At 31.4% G+C, this 21650-nt stretch carries 20 protein-coding genes; 14 read left to right on the forward strand and 6 right to left on the reverse strand.

All coding sequences use genetic code 11. From position 1 onward, the window contains the following. The first annotated feature begins 68 nt into the window (after positions 1-68). Positions 69-848 carry an O-methyltransferase gene (locus tag ACTF56_RS09950; RefSeq protein WP_438966753.1) on the forward strand — a complete coding sequence of 260 codons (780 nt, stop codon included), beginning with the start codon at positions 69-71 and terminating at the stop codon, positions 846-848. A gap of 208 nt (positions 849-1056) precedes the next feature. Then, the gene (locus ACTF56_RS09955; protein WP_438966754.1) at positions 1057-1746 is read left to right on the forward strand and encodes an ABC transporter ATP-binding protein; all 690 of its coding nucleotides are present in this window, start codon (positions 1057-1059) and stop codon (positions 1744-1746) included. Here the strand turns inward: ACTF56_RS09955 and ACTF56_RS09960 are convergent, their stop codons facing one another. Then, positions 1747-1875 carry a hypothetical protein gene (locus tag ACTF56_RS09960; protein ID WP_438966755.1) on the reverse strand — a complete coding sequence of 43 codons (129 nt, stop codon included), beginning with the start codon at positions 1873-1875 and terminating at the stop codon, positions 1747-1749. It abuts the gene before it with no gap. A gap of 203 nt (positions 1876-2078) precedes the next feature. Between ACTF56_RS09960 and ACTF56_RS09965 the strand changes: the two genes are divergently transcribed. The 3 genes from ACTF56_RS09965 (at position 2079) to secA (ending at position 6493) form a co-directional block, all read left to right on the forward strand. Further along, positions 2079-2648, forward strand: coding sequence for a cob(I)yrinic acid a,c-diamide adenosyltransferase (locus tag ACTF56_RS09965; RefSeq protein WP_438966756.1), 570 nt, complete (start codon positions 2079-2081; stop codon positions 2646-2648). A 185-nt stretch (positions 2649-2833) separates the two neighbouring features. Further along, positions 2834-3055: a DUF2795 domain-containing protein gene (locus ACTF56_RS09970; RefSeq protein ID WP_022828503.1), complete on the forward strand. Its 222-nt coding sequence runs from the start codon at positions 2834-2836 to the stop codon at positions 3053-3055. 87 nt (positions 3056-3142) lie between these two features. Next, positions 3143-6493, forward strand: a complete 3351-nt coding sequence (secA, locus tag ACTF56_RS09975) for a preprotein translocase subunit SecA (RefSeq protein ID WP_438966757.1) — start codon at positions 3143-3145, stop codon at positions 6491-6493. A gap of 59 nt (positions 6494-6552) precedes the next feature. Here secA and ACTF56_RS09980 read toward each other — a convergent pair whose 3' ends face one another. The 3 genes from ACTF56_RS09980 to ACTF56_RS09990 all read right to left on the reverse strand — a co-directional run bounded on the left by ACTF56_RS09980 (position 6553) and on the right by ACTF56_RS09990 (position 9811). After that, positions 6553-7491: an ABC transporter ATP-binding protein gene (locus ACTF56_RS09980; protein ID WP_438966758.1), complete on the reverse strand. Its 939-nt coding sequence runs from the start codon at positions 7489-7491 to the stop codon at positions 6553-6555. A 192-nt stretch (positions 7492-7683) separates the two neighbouring features. After that, positions 7684-8991, reverse strand: coding sequence for an ABC1 kinase family protein (locus ACTF56_RS09985; RefSeq protein ID WP_438966759.1), 1308 nt, complete (start codon positions 8989-8991; stop codon positions 7684-7686). Between the two features lie 151 nt (positions 8992-9142). Continuing rightward, on the reverse strand, positions 9143-9811 hold the full coding sequence (locus ACTF56_RS09990; RefSeq protein ID WP_438966760.1) for a TetR family transcriptional regulator C-terminal domain-containing protein: 669 nt from the start codon (positions 9809-9811) through the stop codon (positions 9143-9145). Positions 9812-10019: 208 nt separating this feature from the next. Here ACTF56_RS09990 and htpG point away from each other — a divergent pair, with 208 nt between their 5' ends. The 9 genes from htpG (at position 10020) to ACTF56_RS10035 (ending at position 20103) form a co-directional block, all read left to right on the forward strand. After that, on the forward strand, positions 10020-11903 hold the full coding sequence (gene htpG / locus ACTF56_RS09995) for a molecular chaperone HtpG (protein ID WP_438966761.1): 1884 nt from the start codon (positions 10020-10022) through the stop codon (positions 11901-11903). A gap of 121 nt (positions 11904-12024) precedes the next feature. Next, entirely contained in the window at positions 12025-12918 is an 894-nt protein-coding gene (locus ACTF56_RS10000; RefSeq protein WP_438966762.1) for an ABC transporter ATP-binding protein, read from the forward strand. 95 nt (positions 12919-13013) lie between these two features. Continuing rightward, positions 13014-13862: an ABC transporter permease gene (locus tag ACTF56_RS10005; RefSeq protein ID WP_438966763.1), complete on the forward strand. Its 849-nt coding sequence runs from the start codon at positions 13014-13016 to the stop codon at positions 13860-13862. Positions 13863-13905: 43 nt separating this feature from the next. Next, positions 13906-15885, forward strand: a complete 1980-nt coding sequence (locus ACTF56_RS10010) for a choice-of-anchor L domain-containing protein (RefSeq protein WP_438966764.1) — start codon at positions 13906-13908, stop codon at positions 15883-15885. A 3-nt stretch (positions 15886-15888) separates the two neighbouring features. Next, positions 15889-16260, forward strand: a complete 372-nt coding sequence (gene crcB, locus ACTF56_RS10015) for a fluoride efflux transporter CrcB (RefSeq protein WP_438966765.1) — start codon at positions 15889-15891, stop codon at positions 16258-16260. A 6-nt stretch (positions 16261-16266) separates the two neighbouring features. Beyond that, on the forward strand, positions 16267-17283 hold the full coding sequence (locus ACTF56_RS10020; protein WP_438966766.1) for a DHH family phosphoesterase: 1017 nt from the start codon (positions 16267-16269) through the stop codon (positions 17281-17283). Further along, complete coding sequence (gene gldI / locus ACTF56_RS10025; protein ID WP_438966767.1) at positions 17280-17843, forward strand: gliding motility-associated peptidyl-prolyl isomerase GldI; 564 nt, start codon at positions 17280-17282, stop codon at positions 17841-17843. The genes ACTF56_RS10020 and gldI overlap by 4 nt, the downstream gene beginning before the upstream one ends. Continuing rightward, positions 17830-18930 (forward strand): peptidylprolyl isomerase, encoded by a 1101-nt coding sequence (locus tag ACTF56_RS10030; RefSeq protein WP_438966768.1) that lies wholly within the window; start codon positions 17830-17832, stop codon positions 18928-18930. The genes gldI and ACTF56_RS10030 overlap by 14 nt, the downstream gene beginning before the upstream one ends. Positions 18931-18951: 21 nt before the next feature. Continuing rightward, on the forward strand, positions 18952-20103 hold the full coding sequence (locus ACTF56_RS10035) for a peptidylprolyl isomerase (protein ID WP_438966769.1): 1152 nt from the start codon (positions 18952-18954) through the stop codon (positions 20101-20103). 216 nt (positions 20104-20319) lie between these two features. Here the strand turns inward: ACTF56_RS10035 and ACTF56_RS10040 are convergent, their stop codons facing one another. Both ACTF56_RS10040 and ACTF56_RS10045 read right to left on the reverse strand, forming a co-directional pair. Then, a complete protein-coding gene (locus tag ACTF56_RS10040; protein WP_438966770.1) occupies positions 20320-20868 on the reverse strand; it encodes a TPM domain-containing protein in 549 nt (182 codons plus the stop codon). Positions 20869-21015: 147 nt separating this feature from the next. Beyond that, positions 21016-21516, reverse strand: coding sequence for a hypothetical protein (locus tag ACTF56_RS10045; protein WP_438966771.1), 501 nt, complete (start codon positions 21514-21516; stop codon positions 21016-21018). Positions 21517-21650: the final 134 nt, after the last annotated feature.

Here is a 21650-nt window from a genome sequence, read left to right on the forward strand (position 1 = left end):
AAAAGTGATTAGTAATTAGCTAAATTCGGGCTAATTACTAGTTACTAATTACTTAACACTAATAAAAAATGTTATTTCAAATTAAATCATATTTAAATTTCTTGAAAAACTCAAGTAATCAACACGGAGTTCATTCACCATTTGTATATAGTTTAGTTACAAAATGTTTTTATGATAAGAAAAACTATGCTGAATATGAAATTCTAAAAAAATACAGAAATTCATTATTAGAAAACAAAAACTTCATTGAAGTAACTGATTTTGGAGCAGGTTCAAGAGTTTTTAAATCCAACAAAAGACAAATCTCAAAAATTGCAAAAACAGCTGGAATTTCTCCTAAAAGAGCTAAACTACTTTTTAGAGTTGTAAATTATTTCCAACCTACAACCATTTTAGAAATAGGAACTTCATTAGGGTTAGCCACTTCTGCCTTATCTTTAGGGAAAAAAAATGCTAAAATAACTTCGTTAGAAGGTTGTTCAAATACAATGGTAATTGCAAAAAATCAAGTACAATTACAAGATATAAACAACATCGAATTCATAAACACAAAATTTGAAGATTACTTTCAAAACTCCCAACTCCCAACTCCCAACTTTCAACTAATTTACTTCGACGGTAACCATTCCAAAAAAGCAACTTTAGAATATTTTGAACTACTACTTCCAACAATCACCAACGAAAGCGTGTGGATTTTTGATGACATTCACTGGTCAAAAGACATGGAAGAAGCTTGGGAAACCATAAAAAAACATCCAAAAGTAAGAGTCACAATCGACACGTTTCAATGGGGATTTGTATTCTTTAGAACAGAACAAGAAAAAGAACATTTTGTAGTTAGAGTTTAATTTTAACCGCAAAGACGCAACGTTTTACGCAAAGCTCACATAGATTTCTTTAAATTATTCAAATTTCTTAAATCTGTGTTCCAAAAAATCAATTTTAAACTGTAACAAATCGATACTTAATTCTACTTATAGTTAGTTCTGAAATACTTCGTCTATTCGCACTTTCAGGCTCGGGTCAAAATTCGTTAATCAGCAATCTAAAATCAACATGTCAAAACCAATCATAGAAATCAAAGGAATCACTAGAAATTTTCCTTTAGGAAGCGAAACTGTTTATGTTTTAAAAGGAATTGATTTAACCATAAATAAAGGAGAATACGTTGCCTTAATGGGGCCATCAGGTTCAGGAAAATCGACTTTGATGAATATTCTAGGTTGTTTAGACACACCAACGGCAGGATCATACATGCTAAACGGAAAATTAGTCAGCGAAATGCACGACGACGAATTAGCAGGCATAAGAAACACCGAAATCGGATTCGTATTTCAAACGTTTAACTTGATGCCAAGAACAACTGCTTTGGATAACGTGGCATTACCAATGGTTTATGCTGGTCACTCAAAATCAGAAAGAAACGAACGCGCCACCGAAGTTTTAACCCAAGTTGGATTAGCTGACAGAATGGATCACAAACCGAACCAACTTTCCGGTGGACAACGTCAACGTGTGGCTGTTGGTCGTGCCTTAGTTAACAGACCTTCCATCATTCTTGCCGATGAACCAACTGGAAATTTGGACAGTAAAACTTCTGTTGAAATCATGGGACTTTTTGATGAGATTCACGCTAACGGAAATACTGTAATCCTAGTAACTCACGAAGAAGAAATAGCTGAACATGCACACAGAATTATTCGTCTTCGCGATGGTGTAATCGAAAGCGATCAAAAAAATAAATAATTATAGAAGCGAATGGCTTGGTTTGTACATGCCAACCATTTTCCTGCTGTCCTTTCTATCTTTTTTTTCAAAAAAGGATGCCATTCCCATCAGGGCTATTGGAGAAATCATTTTTTCTTTTACTTTCATTCCGCTATCTTTGATGAAAATTAAACAAAGCGATGATAATTCTACTTTCAGTTATTATAATTTTATACATTATCCTAAAGGTTTTGCATAAAAAGTATCCAAATGACATGAACCACAGAAAATCATTTCAAATCAAAAGTAAAAAATCAAAAGACAACACAAACAGCTAGTTACTAATCGCTAGTCACTTATTACTACAAAAAATGAAAGTTTACACAAAAACAGGAGATACAGGAACAACAGCCCTATTTGGAGGTACAAGAGTTCCAAAACACCACATAAGAATCGAGAGCTACGGAACAGTTGATGAATTAAATTCACACATCGGATTAATTCGTGATCAAGAAATTGATGTTCATTACAAAACCGTTTTAGCTGAAATTCAAGACAGATTATTTACGGTCGGAGCTATTTTAGCAACTCCATCAGAAAAAGAAACGCTTAAAAACGGACAACCTAGACTTCAAAACTTAGGTTTAGTTACTTCAGACATAGACTTTCTAGAAAAAGAAATCGATACAATGGAAGAATCATTACCTCAAATGACTCATTTTGTATTGCCTGGTGGACATACAACTGTGTCATATTGTCATATTGCACGTTGCGTTTGTCGTAGAGCAGAACGTTTATCAGTACATTTAAATGATTTAGAACCTACAAACCAACTTGTTCTGACATACCTAAACAGACTTTCTGACTATCTTTTTGTGTTGGCACGAAAGTTGTCTCAAGATTTAAAAGCTGAGGAAGTAAAATGGATTCCAAGAAAATGATTTGAGATTGAAGATTAACGATTTTTGATTTCAGAATGATTTTAAAAGTTCATAAATCATAAATCAACATTCAAAAATCAGCAATCAGAATGCACGTTCTTAAAAATAATTATAAAATAAATCAAAAAAAACTTGACTATTTGAGTTAAAAATTTATTTTTGCACAAATTTAAATCGATAAAAAGATGTATTGGACATTAGAATTAGCATCCTATTTAAGTGATGCTCCTTGGCCAGCAACCAAAGATGAGCTTATAGATTACGCAATTAGAGCTGGAGCTCCTTTGGAAGTAGTGGAAAATCTACAATCTATAGAAGATGAAGGAGAAATCTACGAATCAATGGAAGAAATTTGGCCAGACTATCCTACGGACGAAGATTACCTTTGGAACGAGGATGAGTATTAAAAAAAATAAATAATCACAACAAAAAAGTCTCTACTTGAGGCTTTTTTTTTGGTTATATTTACAAACTATTAGATAAAACAAACTATTATGAGTTTTTTAAATTCAATATTGAAGGCTTTTGTGGGAGATAAATCCGAGAAAGATGTTAAAGCCATTCAACCACTTATTGCTAAAGCACACACTTTTGAAAAAGCTTTAGCCTCATTATCACACGATGAATTGAGAGCTAAAACAACTGAATTCAAAGATAAAATTAAACAAGCTAGAGCTGAAAAAGATACTAAAATATCAGCTTTAAAAGCTGACGCTGATACTACTGTTGATATTGATGCAAGAGAAGATATTTATGCAGCAATTGATGTTTTAGAAGCAGAAGCCTATGAAATTTCAGAAAAAGTTTTAAACGATATTCTACCTGAAGCTTTTGCTGTGGTTAAAGAAACGGCAAAACGTTTTAAAAACAATTCAAATATTTCGGTTAAGGCTACTCCAAAAGATATTGAATTATCAGCTACAAAAGCTTATATTACAATTGATGGTGATAATGCTGTTTGGGCAAATTCATGGGATGCAGCTGGAAAAGCAATCACTTGGGACATGATTCACTATGACGTACAGTTAATTGGTGGTGTTGTCTTACATCAAGGTAAAGTCGCCGAAATGCAAACAGGTGAAGGAAAAACTTTAGTTGCAACACTTCCACTATACTTAAATGCATTAACTGGAAACGGTGTTCACTTAGTAACTGTAAACGATTATTTAGCACGAAGAGATAGTACTTGGAAAGCTCCATTATTTGAATTCCACGGAATGACTGTTGATTGTATCGACAATCACCAACCGAATTCAGATGCAAGAAGAAAAGCCTACAACGCTGATATTACATATGGAACCAATAACGAATTTGGTTTCGATTATTTACGTGATAATATGGCTCATGCTCCAGAGGATTTAGTACAACGTAAACATAATTTTGCTATTGTGGATGAAGTTGACTCGGTTTTAATTGATGATGCACGTACACCGTTAATTATTTCTGGTCCAGTTCCTCAAGGAGACAGACAAGAATTTAGTGAATTGAAACCAAAAGTTGATAATCTTGTAGGTTTACAAAGACAACTAGCTACAGGATTTTTAACAGAAGCTAAGAAATTAATCAAAGAAGGAAATACAAAAGAAGGTGGTTTCCAACTTTTAAGAGCTTATAGAGCCTTACCAAAAAGCAAAGCATTAATCAAATTTTTGTCAGAAGAAGGAATCAAACAATTGCTTCAAAAAACAGAAAATCAATACATGGCAGACAACAATCGTGAAATGCCAAAAGTAGATGAAGCTTTATATTTTGTTATTGAAGAAAAAAACAATCAAGTTGAATTAACGGATAACGGAATTCAGTTTTTATCTAAAGATACAGATGCTAGTTTCTTCGTTTTACCAGATATTGGTACTGAAATTGCCAAAATTGAAAAAGCAAATTTATCAAAAGAAGAAGAAGCTGAAAGAAAAGACGAATTATTTAAAGACTTTTCAATCAAATCTGAACGTATTCATACTTTAACACAATTGCTTAAAGCCTATTCATTATTCGAAAAAGATACTGAATATGTTGTAATGGATAACAAAGTAATGATTGTAGATGAGCAAACTGGTCGTATTATGGATGGTCGTCGTTATTCTGACGGATTACACCAAGCGATTGAAGCTAAAGAAAATGTAAAAATTGAAGCAGCCACACAAACTTTTGCAACGGTTACTTTACAGAATTACTTCAGAATGTATAACAAACTAGCTGGTATGACTGGTACTGCTGTTACTGAAGCTGGAGAGTTATGGGAAATATACAAATTGGATGTTGTTGAAATTCCAACAAATAGACCAATTGCTCGTCAAGATAAAGAAGATTTAATTTACAGAACCGTTCGCGAAAAATTCAACGCCGTTATTGAAGACGTTGTAGGATTATCAAAAGCTGGTCGTCCAGTATTGATTGGAACAACTTCTGTTGAGATTTCAGAATTATTAAGTCGAATGTTAAAAATGCGTGGTATTCAACACAATGTATTGAATGCAAAAATGCATAAAAATGAGGCAGAAATTGTTGCTGAAGCTGGAAATCCAGGAGTAGTGACTATTGCAACCAATATGGCTGGTCGTGGAACGGATATTAAATTATCTGCTGAAGTTAAAAAAGCAGGTGGTTTAGCCATCGTTGGTACTGAACGTCATGATTCACGAAGAGTTGACCGTCAGTTAAGAGGTCGTGCTGGTCGTCAAGGAGATGTGGGAAGTTCACAATTCTATGTTTCATTGGAAGACAACTTAATGCGTTTATTTGGTTCTGAAAAAGTAGCGAAAGTAATGGATAGAATGGGATTGAAAGAAGGTGAAGTTATTCAACATTCGATGATGACCAAATCTATTGAACGTGCACAGAAAAAAGTAGAAGAAAATAACTTTGGGGTTCGTAAGCGTTTATTGGAATATGATGATGTTATGAACGCTCAAAGAGAAGTAGTTTATAAAAGAAGACGCCACGCTTTACATGGAGAACGTTTGAAAGTTGATATTGCAAACATGATGTATGACACTTGTGAACTAATTGTACAAGAAAACAAAGCTACAAACGACTTCAAAAACTTTGAGTTTGAATTGATTCGCTATTTTTCGGTAACATCACCAATTTCTGAAAGTGAATTCAGTAAGTTATCTGAAATGGAAATTACTGGTAAAGCCTATAAAGCTGTTTTGGCACATTATGAAGAAAAAGTAATTCGCAATGCAGAAGAAGCTTTTCCAGTTATTAAAAATGTATACGAAAATAACAATGGAAAATACGAAAGAATAGTAGTTCCTTTTACAGACGGAATCAAATCATTAAATGTCGTTACCAATCTTGAAAAAGCTTATGCTACTCAAGGAAAATCTTTAATTGGTGATTTTGAAAAAAACATTACATTAGCCATTGTTGACGAAGCTTGGAAGAAACATTTGCGTAAAATGGATGAAATGAAAACTTCAGTTCAATTAGCCGTTCACGAACAAAAAGATCCTTTATTAATCTATAAATTTGAAGCTTTCAAATTATTCAAAAAAATGATTGATAATGTCAATAAAGAAGTAATTTCATTCTTGTTCAAAGGCGATTTACCTTCACAAAATCCAAACGAGATTCAAGAAGCAAAACAAGTTCGTCAAAAAGAAAACTATACAGAAAGTAAAGAATCTACAGAAATAAATGATTCCGCATCAGCAAACAAACAAGCAGGTGAAATGGCTAGTCAAAGACCACAAGTTACAGAAACGATTGTTAGAGACACGCCAAAAATTAACCGTAATGATACAGTTACTATTAAACATGTAATGAGTGGAAAAACGGAAACTTTAAAATTCAAAAAAGCTGAAAGCATGATTGCTTCTGGCGAATGGGTTTTGGTATAAAAATTTAGAAATAAGAAGTTAGAATTTAGAAATCCTCAATTGAAAAATTGGGGATTTTTTTATTTCAATTTTAAAAACACATTTGACCCACCTTCAATTGCCTCATCATTCACAAAAAACAACTTTCCATCATCATAAGTTGCTTCAATCAAATAATGACTTCCCTTGAAATAATTTTGAGTAACTACAATTTCCAATTTTGAATCTTCTACAACTTGCAATTGATTTGGATAAATCAAAATTAACTCATCAGAAGTTTTATCAAAATAACTAGCTTTTATTTCGTTAACATCATCAAAAAGCGAAGCTACATAATAATTGGGTGGATTTGCAATTAATTCATTTGGAGTACCTTTAGCAATTTGTTTTCCATCTTTTAAAACTATAATTTCATTCACAAAAGGCAAATAATCATTTTCATCATGTGAAGCGATTAAAGTAGTTATTTTATGCTCTTTCAAGTATTTAAAAAGACTTCTACGCAAACTATTTTTCCTAAAATTATCAATATGACTAAAAGGTTCATCTAACAATAAAACTTCAGGTTCTAAAGCCAAAACTCTTGCTAAAGCGACTCTTTGCATTTGTCCACCACTCAAAAATTTGGCTTTCACATTGGCAAATTCAGACATTTCTACAATTTCTAGTAATTCTAGAATTCGGTTTTGTTTCTTTTCTTTATCAATGTTCGATAGATATTTTCCAACATTTTCCGCAACAGTAATAAAAGGCATCAAATCAAAATCTTGAGCCAAGTATTTCATGTAATCCATTCCAGGAACTAAATGATATTTTGGACCTAAAACTTCTTGTTCCTTCCAAAAAATTTGGCCTTCATCTAAATCGTGTAAACCATAAATTAGTTTCAACAATGTACTTTTACCACAACCACTTTCACCAATTATAGCAAGAGTTTTGCCTTCTTCTAATGCTAAGGAAAAAGACGGAATTGTTTTTTGTTTTAAATACGAAAATGAAATATTTTGAATGGAAAGCATTATATAATTTTAGAATACAAATTTACAATAACTAAATAAAATCCCAATATTTAAAATTCTAAATTCCAAAAGATTATTTCGATTTCTGCAATTTCTTACATCTGTGTTCCAAATAAATATAAATCATTTGAAAACAAAAAAAAGCACTACTCTATTCAAAAAGTAATGCTCTTTTACACAAACAAACTAAAACTAAGTGTATTTTTCAAATTGCTTTGTATGCACACGCGCTTTTAAATCGTGGAGCAAGTTATACAATCCAAAAAATGTTCTGTTGATATATAAAAAATGTTTTGAACCTCTATTTCCGTTCATCTTTCTTAATTGTGTATCTTTTGAAAACTCCTCACCCATGGCAGCAATTTGTCCAAAAAATTCAGTATCAGAAAAATCAAAGAAATCTCCATGAAATGGCTTGGTAAACAAACTCAATAATCTGTGAAATAAACCTGTAAAATATTCTATTTCTTTTTGAGAATCATCTTCACGAAGTATTTCTAATTCATACAATTTCTCATTAAACAGCTTTGGATTATCTATTATTTCAGGCTTTGCTAATTCAAAATATGGCACATAAAAATCCTCAGGAACTTGTTTAATGCAACCAAAATCAATGGCAATTAAATTACCTTCCTTATCTACCAAAAAGTTTCCTGGATGAGGATCAGCATGTACTTGTTTCATTTTATGCATTTGATACATATAAAAATCCCACAAAGCTTGACCCAATTTATCTCCTAAATCTCTATCTTCATTGTAAGCTGTGAATTCCGACAAATGTTCGCCATTCATCCAATCCATTGTAATAATTTTTTCCGAAGAAAGTGCTTCATAATATTTCGGAAAACGCAAATTTTCAATTTGTGAACACGCTTTTGAAATTTCATTTCCTTGACGCAATTCCAAATTATAATCGGTTTCTTCCATCAGTTTATATTCCACTTCCTTGAAATATTTTTCCGAATCTTTTCCTTTTAAATTAAACATTTGAATGGCAAACGGTTTTACAATGGCTAAATCCGAACCAATACTTTCTGCAACTCCAGGATATTGAATTTTAACAGCCAATTCTTTTCCATCTTTTGTCGCTTTGTGCACCTGACCAATACTTGCTGCATTCACCGAATTTTCAGAAAACGTATCAAAAACATCTTCTGGAAATTTATTCAAATACTTTTTAAACGTTTTTCTAACCAACGGTGCTGATAAAGGTGGTACAGAAAATTGAGCCAAAGAAAATTTTTCTACATAAGCTCTCGGCATGATGTTCTTTTCCATACTTAACATTTGCGCTACTTTTAAAGCACTTCCTTTCAAGTTTTTTAAACCATCATAAATATCTTCGGCATTGTTTTCATTCAGCTTTTCTTTGGTTAACGACGGATTTACCATCTTTTCTCCATAATATGCCAAATAATTGCCTCCAACTTTAAAACCAGTTTTTACTAACTGACCAGCACGTTCAATTTTATTAGTCGGAATTTTATCTAATGTTTTCATATCTCTCCTTTGTAATGCTGAACTTGTTTCAGCATCTTTTCAAATTTATATTTTACAAAATTTGGGCGTTCCCTTTCAGGTCAGGCTATCCATTCTATCTTTTTTTTGCAAAAAAAGGATGCCATTCCTATCCTTAACGCAAAACACATTTCTAATTAAATCGTTCTTTCCAAATGAACTTTCCCAAATCAATTACACTTTCTAATGGCGTGGTGTCTAAAACATCTAAAACAGCTTTCACTGATTTTTCAATCATAATGTCTGTTTTCTCAAATCCTTTTGAAGTATCATCCAACCAAAATTTCAATAAAAACAAAAACTGAATCCAAGCTCCTTCGGCATATAATGGCTTGGTTATTTTTTGAATGGTTTCATTTTTAACTTCTTCATTTTCATCAATTATTTCTTTGATAAAACCTTTAAAATTTTCTCTTAAACCTTTCAATTGCTTTAGATTTTTTAAGCCATTTTTATTTTCTTTCAAAGAATAAAACACATAGCTTCTATTTAAAGTCAGCACTTCAAACATCGTAAAATAAAGCGACAACAACTTGTTTCTGTTTGAATAACTGGCAAAATTTTCATCTTTAGTTAAGTTAGCAGCCGTATTTTCATAAAATTTAATCCAAATATTTTCTTTTAAAGCATCAATTGAACCGTAAAAACTGTAAAAATCGCTTTCATCAATTTCATTTTCTTTACAAAATAAATACACATTCTTAGGTTCAGCATTATGAGATAAAACGCTATCCATATATAGATTTATCAATGTATTATCGTCTATTTTTTTCTTTTTCGTTGTGGTTTTTTTGACTGCCATAATTAAATTTTTTAATATGATGTAAAGGTATAAAATTTGTCTAAGTTATTTGTAAATATATTAAACAAAATTTTGTTAAAGTTCTTTCAATAAAAATGCTAGTTAATTTCGAAAGAGTAGAAACAAGTCAGTCAATTTGTCATATTCCATGCAATTGGTATTCTATTTGTCAATAATGATTCAAATGTTTAACTTAAAATAAATACATATGACAACAGGAAAAATTAATGTTTCAGTTGAAAACATCTTTCCCTTAATCAAAAAATTCTTATATAGCGATCATGAGATTTTCTTACGTGAGCTTATTTCAAATGCCACAGATGCAACTTTAAAATTGAAGCATTTGACTGATATTGGCGAATCAAAATCTGAGTATGGAAATCCTATTATTGAAGTAAAAATTGACAAAGAAGGAAAGAAAATTCACATCATTGATCAAGGTTTGGGAATGTCTTCTGAAGAAGTTGAAAAATACATCAACCAAATTGCCTTTTCTGGAGCTGAAGAGTTTTTAGAAAAATATAAAGATTCTGCCAAAGATTCAGGAGTTATTGGACATTTTGGATTAGGTTTTTATTCTGCTTTTATGGTAGCCTCAAAAGTAGAATTAATTACAAAATCGCATACCGATGCACCAGCGGCACATTGGACATGTGATGGAAGCCCTGAATTTACTCTAGTACCAAATGATAAAACAGCTAGAGGAACAGAAATTATATTACACATTGCAGAAGATTCTTTAGACTTTTTGGAAGAATCTAAAATTAAAGGATTACTTTCAAAATACAATAAGTTCATGCCTATTCCAATTAAATTTGGAACCAAACAAGAAGCATTACCAAAACCAGAAGATGCTCCTGATGATTACAAAACAGAATACATTGAAGTAGACAACATCATCAATAATCCAAATCCAGCATGGACCAAACAACCGAGTGAATTATCGGATGCAGATTATAAATCATTCTACAGAGAAATGTATCCAATGCAGTTTGACGAACCTTTGTTTAACATTCACTTAAATGTAGATTATCCTTTTAATTTGACCGGAATTTTATATTTCCCAAAATTATCGGCTGATTTACAAATGCAAAAAGATAAAATTCAGCTTTACCAAAACCAAGTCTATGTTACCGATAATGTAGAAGGAATTGTACCTGAATTTTTAACGATGCTAAAAGGTGTAATTGATTCGCCAGATATTCCTTTGAATGTTTCTCGTTCTTATTTACAAGCAGATGGAAATGTAAAAAAAATATCCAACTACATCACTCGTAAAGTAGCGGATAAATTGAAATCTTTGTTCAATGAAAATCGTGAAGATTTTGAGAAAAAATGGAATGATATTAAAATTGTTTTGGAATACGGAATGCTTTCTGAACCAAAATTCTATGAAAAATCAGCAGATTTTGTCTTATACCCAACGGTTGATGATAAATACTTTACTTTAAGTGAGCTAAAAGAAAACCTTAAAGAAATCCAAACCGATAAAGACGGAAAATTAGTAGTGCTTTATGCTTCCAACAAAGAAGCACAACACAGTTATATTCAAGCAGCAAAAGACAAAGGATACGAAGTATTGTTGTTAGACAGTCCGATTGTTTCACATTTAATTCAGAAATTAGAAAGTGATAACGAAAACCTAACTTTTGCACGTGTTGATGGTGATGCAATTGATAGATTGATTCAGAAAGAAGACACTCAAATTTCTAAATTATCAGATGAAGAAAAAGAGACTTTAAAAACATCAATTGAAACTGTTGTTCCAAAAGAAAAATATAGCGTTCAGTTAGAAGCTATGGATAGTAATGCGGCACCATTCATGATAACACAACCCGAATTCATGAGAAGAATGAAAGAAATGAGTCAGTCTGGTGGTGGTGGAATGTTTGGAATGGGTAATTTCCCAGAAATGTACAATTTAATTGTAAATACCAATTCTGAGCTGGCTACAAACTTATTGAAAGCAGATGAAAATGTTAAATCTGAATTGGTAAAACAAGCCTTAGATTTAGCCAAACTTTCTCAAGGTTTGTTAAAAGGAGAAGAATTAACAGCTTTTGTGAAACGCAGTTTTGAAGCTATAAAGTAGATTTTCAGATTATCAAAAATTAGATATTCAGAAACCTGTGAGTGAAAACTTGCAGGTTTTTTTTATTTAGTAACAAAAAACAACTTTCATCGTCTTATGTTTAATCTAAATTACTTCTACCTTGGAAACTATACTTTCAATAAAGCAACTTAACAAAGTTTTTAATAAACGTATTCATGCGGTAAACAATGTTTCTTTTGAAATCAAAAAAGGAAATGTGTACGGAATTTTAGGACCAAACGGTTCAGGAAAATCAACCACACTTGGAATTGTTCTAAATGTGGTCAACAAAACTTCTGGGGAATTTTCTTGGTTTAACGGAACTTTAGAAACGCATGAAGCCTTGAAAAAAGTGGGTGCAATAATAGAAAGACCTAATTTTTATCCTTACATGACTGCACAAGAAAACTTGGAATTGGTTTGTAAAATAAAAGATATTCCTTTTGAAAAAGTGCTTGAAAAACTAGAATTAGTGGGGCTTTTAGAAAGAAAAGACTCCAAATTTAAAACCTTTTCTTTAGGAATGAAACAAAGGTTAGCTATTGCCTCTGCCCTATTGAATAATCCTGAAATTTTGATTTTAGATGAACCTACCAACGGACTTGATCCGCAAGGAATTCGTCAAATTAGAGATATTATTAAACTCATTGCATCACAAGGAACTACTATTTTACTGGCTTCGCATTTGTTGGATGAAGTAGAAAAAGTATGTTCGCATGTAGTTGTTTTAAGATATGGTAAAATGATGTATGAAGGTTTAGTAGATGAGATGTCGAAAAATGATGGCTTTTTTGAACTACAGTCCAAAGAGAATTCTTTATTGCTAGAAGTATTAAAAAATCATCCAAATATTGCCAATTGTAAAGAAGAAGACGGAAAAATAACTGCCTATTTAAAAGAAGACATTGAAGCAGACGATTTAAATAAATACCTGTTTGAAAACAAAGTTATTTTAACACAATTGGTGAAAAGAAAACTTAGTTTAGAAGAACAATTTTTACAACTTACCAAATAGTAAAAAAACTCACAAAAAATAAAATTCCAAATTCCAAAAACTAGTATTTCAAAAACTAAAATTTTTAGTATTACATTATCTAAATACCTCAAAAAATGAAAAGATTATTTCATATAGAATTTCAAAAACTATGGAAAAACAGATCAAGTAGAGTACTGACCATTACTTATTTTGTTTTACTTACTTTAATTTTTTTCCTATCAAGTATTCAATTTGATATTGGTCCATTTCATATTAATTTTGCAGAACAAGGCGTATTTAATTTTCCTTTTATTTGGCATGTAAACACCTATTTAGCAGATTTTTATAAAATATTTTTAGCGGTTGTAATAGTTTCCATGATGGCTAATGAATACAGTTATGGAACTTTAAAACAAAATCTGATTGATGGATTGAGCAAAAAAGAATTCATTTTATCAAAATTTATTACTGTGACATTTTTTGCATTAACATCTACTGTTTTTGTGTTTGTTGTATCGTTAATACTGGGTTTAAAATATTCTTCTTATACTGAATTTGGTATCATATTTTCAAAAATTGATTACTTACTGGCTTATTTTATCAAACTTACAGCCTTTTTCTCTTTTTGTTTATTCTTAGGCATATTAGTAAAACGTTCAGCATTCGCGTTGGGTTTTTTATTCTTTTGGTATTTATTTGAAAATATTTCCTTTCCCATATTAAAATATGTAATTTTAGGAAAAAAGTTGGAAGATGTTACTTATATTGATAAAATATATGATTTTTTACCCCTAGAATCGATGTCGAATTTAATTGTAGAACCCGCTTCAAAAATCAGCATTTTTAGAACTATTTCTACACAAATAGGAATGGAAAACACTAAAGATTATAGCGTACATTATTCAACCATTGCCATAGTAATTGCTTGGATAATAATTTTCAATTTTGCATCGTATTACATAGTAAAGAAAAGAGATTTGTAGTATCTTTGCACTTGCAATGAAAAGAACAAAATTTATACTGATATTGGTTATAAGTATTTTTTTTACTCAGAAAAATTACAGCCAATACATTACTACAGATGAAAACTATACGGCTCAACAATTGGTTGAAGATGTATTGGTAAATAACCCGTGTGCAATTGTTTCTAATTTTTCAGTCACAGGTGGCGATTTTGGAAATGGGGAAAAAAGTTATGCCCGTTTTAATGGAACTGGAACTGCTTTTCCTTTTCAAAATGGAGTTGTTTTAAGTACTGGTAAAGCTGCAAACACACAAGGTCCAAACAGTTCATTATCCGATGACGGCTCAAATATTGGCTGGAATGGTGATCAAGATTTACAACAAGCTTTAGGTTTAAATAATTCTTTTAATGCTACCGTTTTAGAATTTGATTTTATTCCAATTGGTAATAACATTAGTTTTGATTATATTTTTTCATCCGAACAATACATTTTAAATCCTACCCCTAATCAATGTAATTTTACAGATGGTTTCGCTTTTTTATTAAAAGAAGACGGAACTAATGATTACATTAATTTAGCCGTAATACCCAATACAAACATTCCTGTAAAAGTTAATACTGTTAGAGGTAATGGTACCATTTGTCCACCAGCAAATGAACAATATTTTGATGCTTTCAACGGCATGGAACATCCTACCAATTTTAACGGACAAACCAAAGTAATGACTGCTCAAGCTGATGTTACTCCTGGTACAGGTTATCATATTAAAATTGTAATTGCAGATGAAGGAAATGCCCGTTTTGATTCGGCTATTTTTTTAGATGCAGGAAGTTTTGATTTTGGGGTAAACCTTGGAGAAGATCGTTTAATTGCAACTGGAAATCCTTTGTGTGAAAACGAAACTTTAGAGTTAAGTGCCATTGTTACAAACTCTTTTACTTATCAATGGTATAAAGACAATCAGCCTCTAGCAGGTGAAATTGCTGCCAATTATACTGTTTCAGAAGCTGGAATTTATAAATTAGAAATGCTAATCAATGGAATTTGCACTTATACTTCTAGTGAAATTGAAATTGAATATGCTCCACAATTCCTAACCAATCAAACCTTGTTTAATTTTTGTGATGTTGTGGGCGCTCAAGATGGATTAACCACTTTTGACATGGACTTTATAAAAAGTCAGGTGTATCAAAATCTACCGCCTAATTTTACGGTTGGCTTATTTGATTCGCTTTCAAATCCGGTTGAATTGCCAAATAATTACGTTAATTTAAATCCATACGAACAAGTTATTTATGCTAAAATAACCAACATTCAAAACTGTTATCAACCAATTGCTATAATTCTAAGAATTACCTCTTTTGATATTGGTGCCGACGAAAACCCAACTATTTGTGGTACTAATTCTCTTATTTTATCCGTTCCAAATGGATTTGACGCCTACAGTTGGAATACAACACCCGTTCAAACAACGCCTCAAATTTCAATTACAGCTCCTGGAAATTATAGCGTTACCGTTACCAATTCAAGCGGTTGTACGGCTACAAAATTGTTCACCGTAACACTTTCCGAAGAAGCTACTATTACAGATATTATTGTGAATGATTTTAGCGATAACAATACGTCCCAAATTATTGCAACAGGAAGTGGAACTTATGAATATTCTATTGATGGTATTACTTATCAAGAGAGCAATTTATTTACGAATTTAGAGCATGGTACTTATACTGCTTATGTAAAAGACACCAAAGGTTGCGGGATTACTTCTCAAGATTTTCAGATTTTAGATGCTCCTAATTTTTTTACACCTAACGGAGACGGACAAAATGATTTGTGGTTTGTACCGCTATTGGCTTTGCAACCTAGAACAACTATTAGTATCTTTGATCGTTATGGAAAATTAATTTATAATTTCAGGGCCAATCAAAATGGTTGGAACGGTACTTTTGGTGGCTTTAAGTTACCTGCAACAGATTATTGGTATGTAATTACATTTATAAATGGTCGCATTGTGAGAGGGCATTTTAGTTTAATTCGATAAAAAATGATAAAAAACTTATTTTTAGTGGCCATTGGAGGAGCTTTTGGAAGTACATTAAGATATTTAATTCATTGGTTCGTACATAAAAAAAACACTACTTCATTTCCCATTCAAACGCTTTTAGTAAATGTATTAGGTTGCTTATTAATTGGGATACTAATTGGATACTTTGCTAAACATCAAAATGAAAATGAAACTTTAAAATTACTTTTCGTGACAGGATTTTGTGGGGGTTTTACCACTTTTTCTGCCTTTGGATTAGAAAACATGACTCTTTTACAAAATCAAAATTATCAAACGGCTTTTTTATACATTACCTTATCACTAATTTTAGGTATTTTAGCCGTTGGAATTGGAATTTTCATCACAAAATAATATAAAATGTTTGAAGCAAACGAACTACAAGAATTAAAAAATAATCTTTTATCACCCAAAAAAATTAGCATTATTCCTCATAGAAATCCTGATGGTGATGCTATGGGTTCTACATTAGCTTTATATCATTTTTTAAAACAATTAGACCATCAGGTTGTAGTTGTGGCTCCTAATGAGTTTCCTGAATTTTTAGCTTGGTTGCCTGATGCCGATAATGTTTTAGTTTTTGAAAAAGAAAACGACAGAGCTAAAAAAGAAATTGCTAGTAGTAAATTAATTTTTACATTAGACTTTAATGCCCTTCATAGAACGGGTGATGTTATGGCTGCTTATTTGGAACAACTTACCATTCCAATGGTAATGATTGATCATCATCAAGCACCTGATGCTTATGCCAAATATACGTTTTCGGATGTTAATTATGGTTCTACATGTGAAATGGTGTATCATTTTATCACTGCTTTAGGATATAATAAAAACATTGACAAAACCATTGCGACTTGTATTTATACAGGAATTACTACAGATTCGGGAAGTTTTAGGTTTCCAAAAACCACAGGAACTACGCACAGAGTTGTGGCTGATTTAATTGATAAAGGCATTAACAATTCTGAAATACACAATAATTTGTTTGACAATGCTTCTATGAATCGCTTAAAGATTTTAGGGCTAGCTTTGAATAATTTAGTCGTACTTCCTGAATACAAAACTTCTTATATTACTCTTTCACAAGAAGAACTGGACAGTGCTAACAATCAAAAGGGCGATACTGAAGGAATTGTAAATTACGGTTTAAGCATCAAAGGAATAGATTTTGCTGCGATTTTCATTGAAAACAAAGAAGAAAACATCGTTAAAATATCTTTTCGTTCGCAAGGCAGTTTTGATGTCAACCAATTTGCAAGAAATCATTTCAATGGTGGAGGACACATTAATGCAGCCGGTGGAAAATCTTTATTATCCTTAGAGGAAACTATAAATAAATTTATTGCTATTTTAGCCGAAGAAAAAAATATACAATGAAAAGAATAAGCTTACTATTGTTTTTAATCGTGTTAGTCAGTTGTTCGCAACAGCAACAAGCACGAAAACCAATTTCTGAAAGTTCGGGGACTTTTATACAAGAATCTATAGAACGTAATAAAAAGTTAAATAAAGAAGAAGAAACTCGTATTGCTCAATTTATTAAAAATGATAGTTTAAATAAGTATTTAGTTTCTCCTAAAGGCTATTGGTACAGTTATGATACTAAAGTAGATGAAGCTACCAAAACACCTGAAAGAGGTGAAATTGCTTATTTTGATTACGAAATCAGAAACCTAAATAAAGAACTGATTTATTCGCAAAAAGAACTTAAATCTAAAGTTTATTATGTAGATAAAGAGGATGTATTGTTGGGTTTAAGAGACGGAATTAAAACCATGAAAAAAGGAGAAAAAGTAACGTTTCTTTTTCCTTCTCATAAAGCTTATGGCTATCATGGAGATGATAACAAAATAGGCACAAACGAACCTTTATTGTGTACCGTAACATTAAACGATATAAAAACAGATAATTCTAAAAAAGAAAATGAAAACAATTAAAGCTGGTCTTTTATTACTTATTTTTTCATTCCTGTCGTGTGAAAAAAACAATGATCAATTGGGTGAAGGAATGTTCGCCTTATTGGAAACTTCAAAAGGAGATGTTATAGTTTCTCTTGAATATGAAAAAACTCCCGTCACTGTAGCTAACTTTGTATTGTTGGCTGAAGGAAAAAATCCTTTTGTAGATGAAAAATACAAAGGAAAACCTTTTTATGACGGACTAACGTTTCACCGAGTTTTAAATGATTTTATGATTCAAGGCGGTGATCCTGACGCGAATGGTTTAGGAGGTCCTGGTTATAAATTTAAAGATGAGTTTAACGATTCTTTAACCCATTCTAAACCTGGAATTTTATCCATGGCTAATGCAGGTCCAGGTACTAATGGATCTCAATTTTTTATTACACACAAAGAAACGCCTTGGTTGGATAATGTTCATACCGTTTTTGGAGAAGTAAAAGAAGGCATGGAAATTGTAAATACCATTATTCAAGGTGATGTTATTTCCAAAGTGACCATCATAAGAAATGGTAAAGGTGCCAAAAGCTTTGATGCATTAAAAGTATTTAAAGACTATTATGCACAACAAGAAATTTTAAACAAAGAAATTGAAGCTCAGAATAAAATTATGGAAGCTAAAAAAGATTCTGTAGTTGTAGAAATGAAAAAGTATATTGCTGAAAATAAAAAGTCCGCAAAAAAAACAGCAAGTGGTTTGCAAATTAAAGTATTGAAAAGTTCTAATGGTGCAAAGCCTAAAGTTGGAACTAAAATATTTATTAAATATGCCGGTTATTTGGAAGACGGAACACTTTTTGACACTAATTATGAAGATGTTGCGAAAAACTATGCCCTATTTAATCAAAGTAGAAAAAATCAGAACGGATATGAAGCTTTTCCTTTTACTTATGGAGACAAACAAGGTTTAATTCCTGGATTTATTGAAGGTTTTGACAACATTAAATTGGGAGACAAAGTGTTGCTTTACATTCCTTATCAATTGGGCTATGGTGAAGCTGGTAATGGACCAATTCCCCCAAAAACCGACTTAGTCTTTGAAATTGAAATGCTTGAAAAAAAATAATTTTAACAAAAAACAATACCCATGATTACTAAATATAAAAATATCTTTATTTTAATTTTATTGGTTTCATTTACAAGTTTTTCACAAACCGAAGATGGTATCTTTGCAAAAATTGAAACCAATAAAGGTATAATAACTATTAAGTTGGCTTATGAAAAAGCACCAATTACTGTAGCCAATTTTATTTCGTTGGCCGAAGGAACCAATACTAATGTTGAAGCTAAGTTTAAAAACAAACCTTTTTATAACGGCATTAAGTTTCACAGAGTAATTAACAACTTTATGATTCAAGGTGGTGACCCAACTGGAACAGGAACTAGCGGACCAGGTTACAAATTTAAAGATGAATTTGACCCTACACTAAAGCATGACAAGCCTGGAATCTTATCAATGGCTAATTCTGGACCGGCTACTAATGGTTCGCAGTTTTTTATTACACACGTGGCAACGCCTTGGTTGGATAATAAACATTCTGTATTTGGCGAAGTGGTTTCTGGTATGGATGTAGTGAATCAAATTGTACAAAACGACATTATTGGTTCGATTGGTATTGTTAGAAATGGTGCTGCTGCTCAAGCTTTTGATGCTCCAAAGGTTTTTGACAGCTACTTTGAAGAAATTAGAGAAGCACAAAGAAAAGAAATTGCCTTAGAACTTGCCAAAAAAAGAAAACAAGATTCGATTACTGCCTCTAAAAAGGCTGAATATTTATCTAAGTATGGTAAAATTGTAAAAAAGAATTTGGCAGCTCATAAAAAACTTGCCAAAAAGAAAATTAAAACTGCCTCTGGATTAGAATATGTAATTACTAAAAAAACGAAGTCCGAAAAACCAAAAGACGGTACTAAAGTGTACATACATTATGCTGGGTATTTAGAGGATGGTACATTGTTTGACAGTAGCATTAAAGAAGTAGCAATGGCTAATGGAACGTATGACGAAAATCGCGATAAAGCCAACGGTTATAATCCTTTAGCATCCACAGCAGGACAGTATGGATTTATTGCTGGTTTTAAAGAAGGCTTAGGATATTTAAATATTGGCGAAAAAGCTACTTTATTTATCCCTTACGCATTGGGTTATGGCGAAAGAGGTTCTGGACCAATACCTGCTAAGAGTAACTTAATTTTTGAAATTGAGTTGTTGGATGCTATACCAGAAGCAAAAAAATAAAAAACAAACCTTACTATATTAAAAGACTTTCAGTAATGGAAGTCTTTTTTTTACTTTTTAATGTTGTGTTTGTTTTTTTTAGAAAGTTGCCAACTTACAACAAAGTGTTATAGACAAATATTAACTTGAGAAGAAAAAAAACGAAATATAACCCTTACTCAAAGTTGTTAATAACTTTATGGTGCTTTACATAGGAACAGCTGTTGTGCACAGTACTTATTTCCATTTCTCAATTAATTGATATAAACCTTTTTCAATTCCATCATAGAAATTACCATTTTTAAATTCAGGAATTATAGTTTCGTCTATTATTATTATACAATCTTTATCACTCAAAAATTTTTCTGTTCCAGTTCCAGTTGAAATTCTAATTTTTCTCAATGTTTTACTAAAGACAATTGTCAAACCATTGTCTTTTCCTTTTTGTCCAACACCCCAATTATTTGATAAATCAAGTGCGTATTTATCAAAATCATCATAACTTTTAATAGATTTTATTGATACAATTGCAATTTGATTAGAGGTTTTTTTTTCAAATTCTCTAATTATTCTAGTTAACTTTTCTAATTCTTCTACTGAAAAAACAAACTCAAAATCATTTACTTCGCGTTTTTGTTTCGGAAATTCACTTTCTCCAAAGTCATAAGAACTAAATTCAACTTTCGGAGCATTTTCTTTCGGGTTTTCACTATTCTTAGTAGTCTTACAACCTGTTGAAATTAGTGTTAAAAAACTGAATACTAATATTTTAACGATTTTTTTCATAGTATTGTGCACAACGTTTTGCGTTTATGAGAAGTAGCGGATTAAAAAGCACTTCACTTTCAATTTGGCACTGACTTTATTAAAAATACTGACCTTTGATTTTACACAAAACCCGCTATTTCTTATACACGCTGTTGGCAGTAGTTATCATTTTTTATCAGTTAAAATTTTATACTTGTAACTATTTCTCATAAAACGTTCGTCAGAATTTGGAAACTGAACTTCTTTGGTAACACTATAATTTTCTGAATCAAATTCATACGTGTAATAAAAAGTAGCTTTTTTTCCGTCATCTTTTCCTTTAGCTTTGGTTATAATTTGCACCGAGCCATCTTCTTTAACTATTTTAGAAACTACTTTTTGTTTCCCTATAAATTTACCATTCCTCTTGATTTTAGTTATAGCCATAACATTTTTATCTGGCTCCCAAACATATTGAATATTCTGTTCGATTGTCTTTTCTGTTATTTTGACTTGCATTGTAGTCGCTACATCTGTGGATTTACCTGATTGATAGTCAATATATGTTAAAGTTCCTTCCCAATTAGTATTATCTAAAATTTTGAAATCATTTGTTGAGACGGTTACTTGTGCATTTATATTTATAATAAAACACAAAGCACATAAAAAGGTAATTGATTGTTTCATATTGTTTGTTTTTATAATTACTGCCAACGTCAGACTGTGAAAAAACCCCACAATATCCCTAACAAATATAGTAAAAAATTTGTAAGAAAATCAGATTTTTTGTATTTTTAAAGATGCAACATATCCAAGGAATA

This window comes from Flavobacterium sp. (assembly GCF_965657075.1).
In the GTDB taxonomy this organism is placed as follows: Bacteria; Bacteroidota; Bacteroidia; order Flavobacteriales; family Flavobacteriaceae; genus Flavobacterium.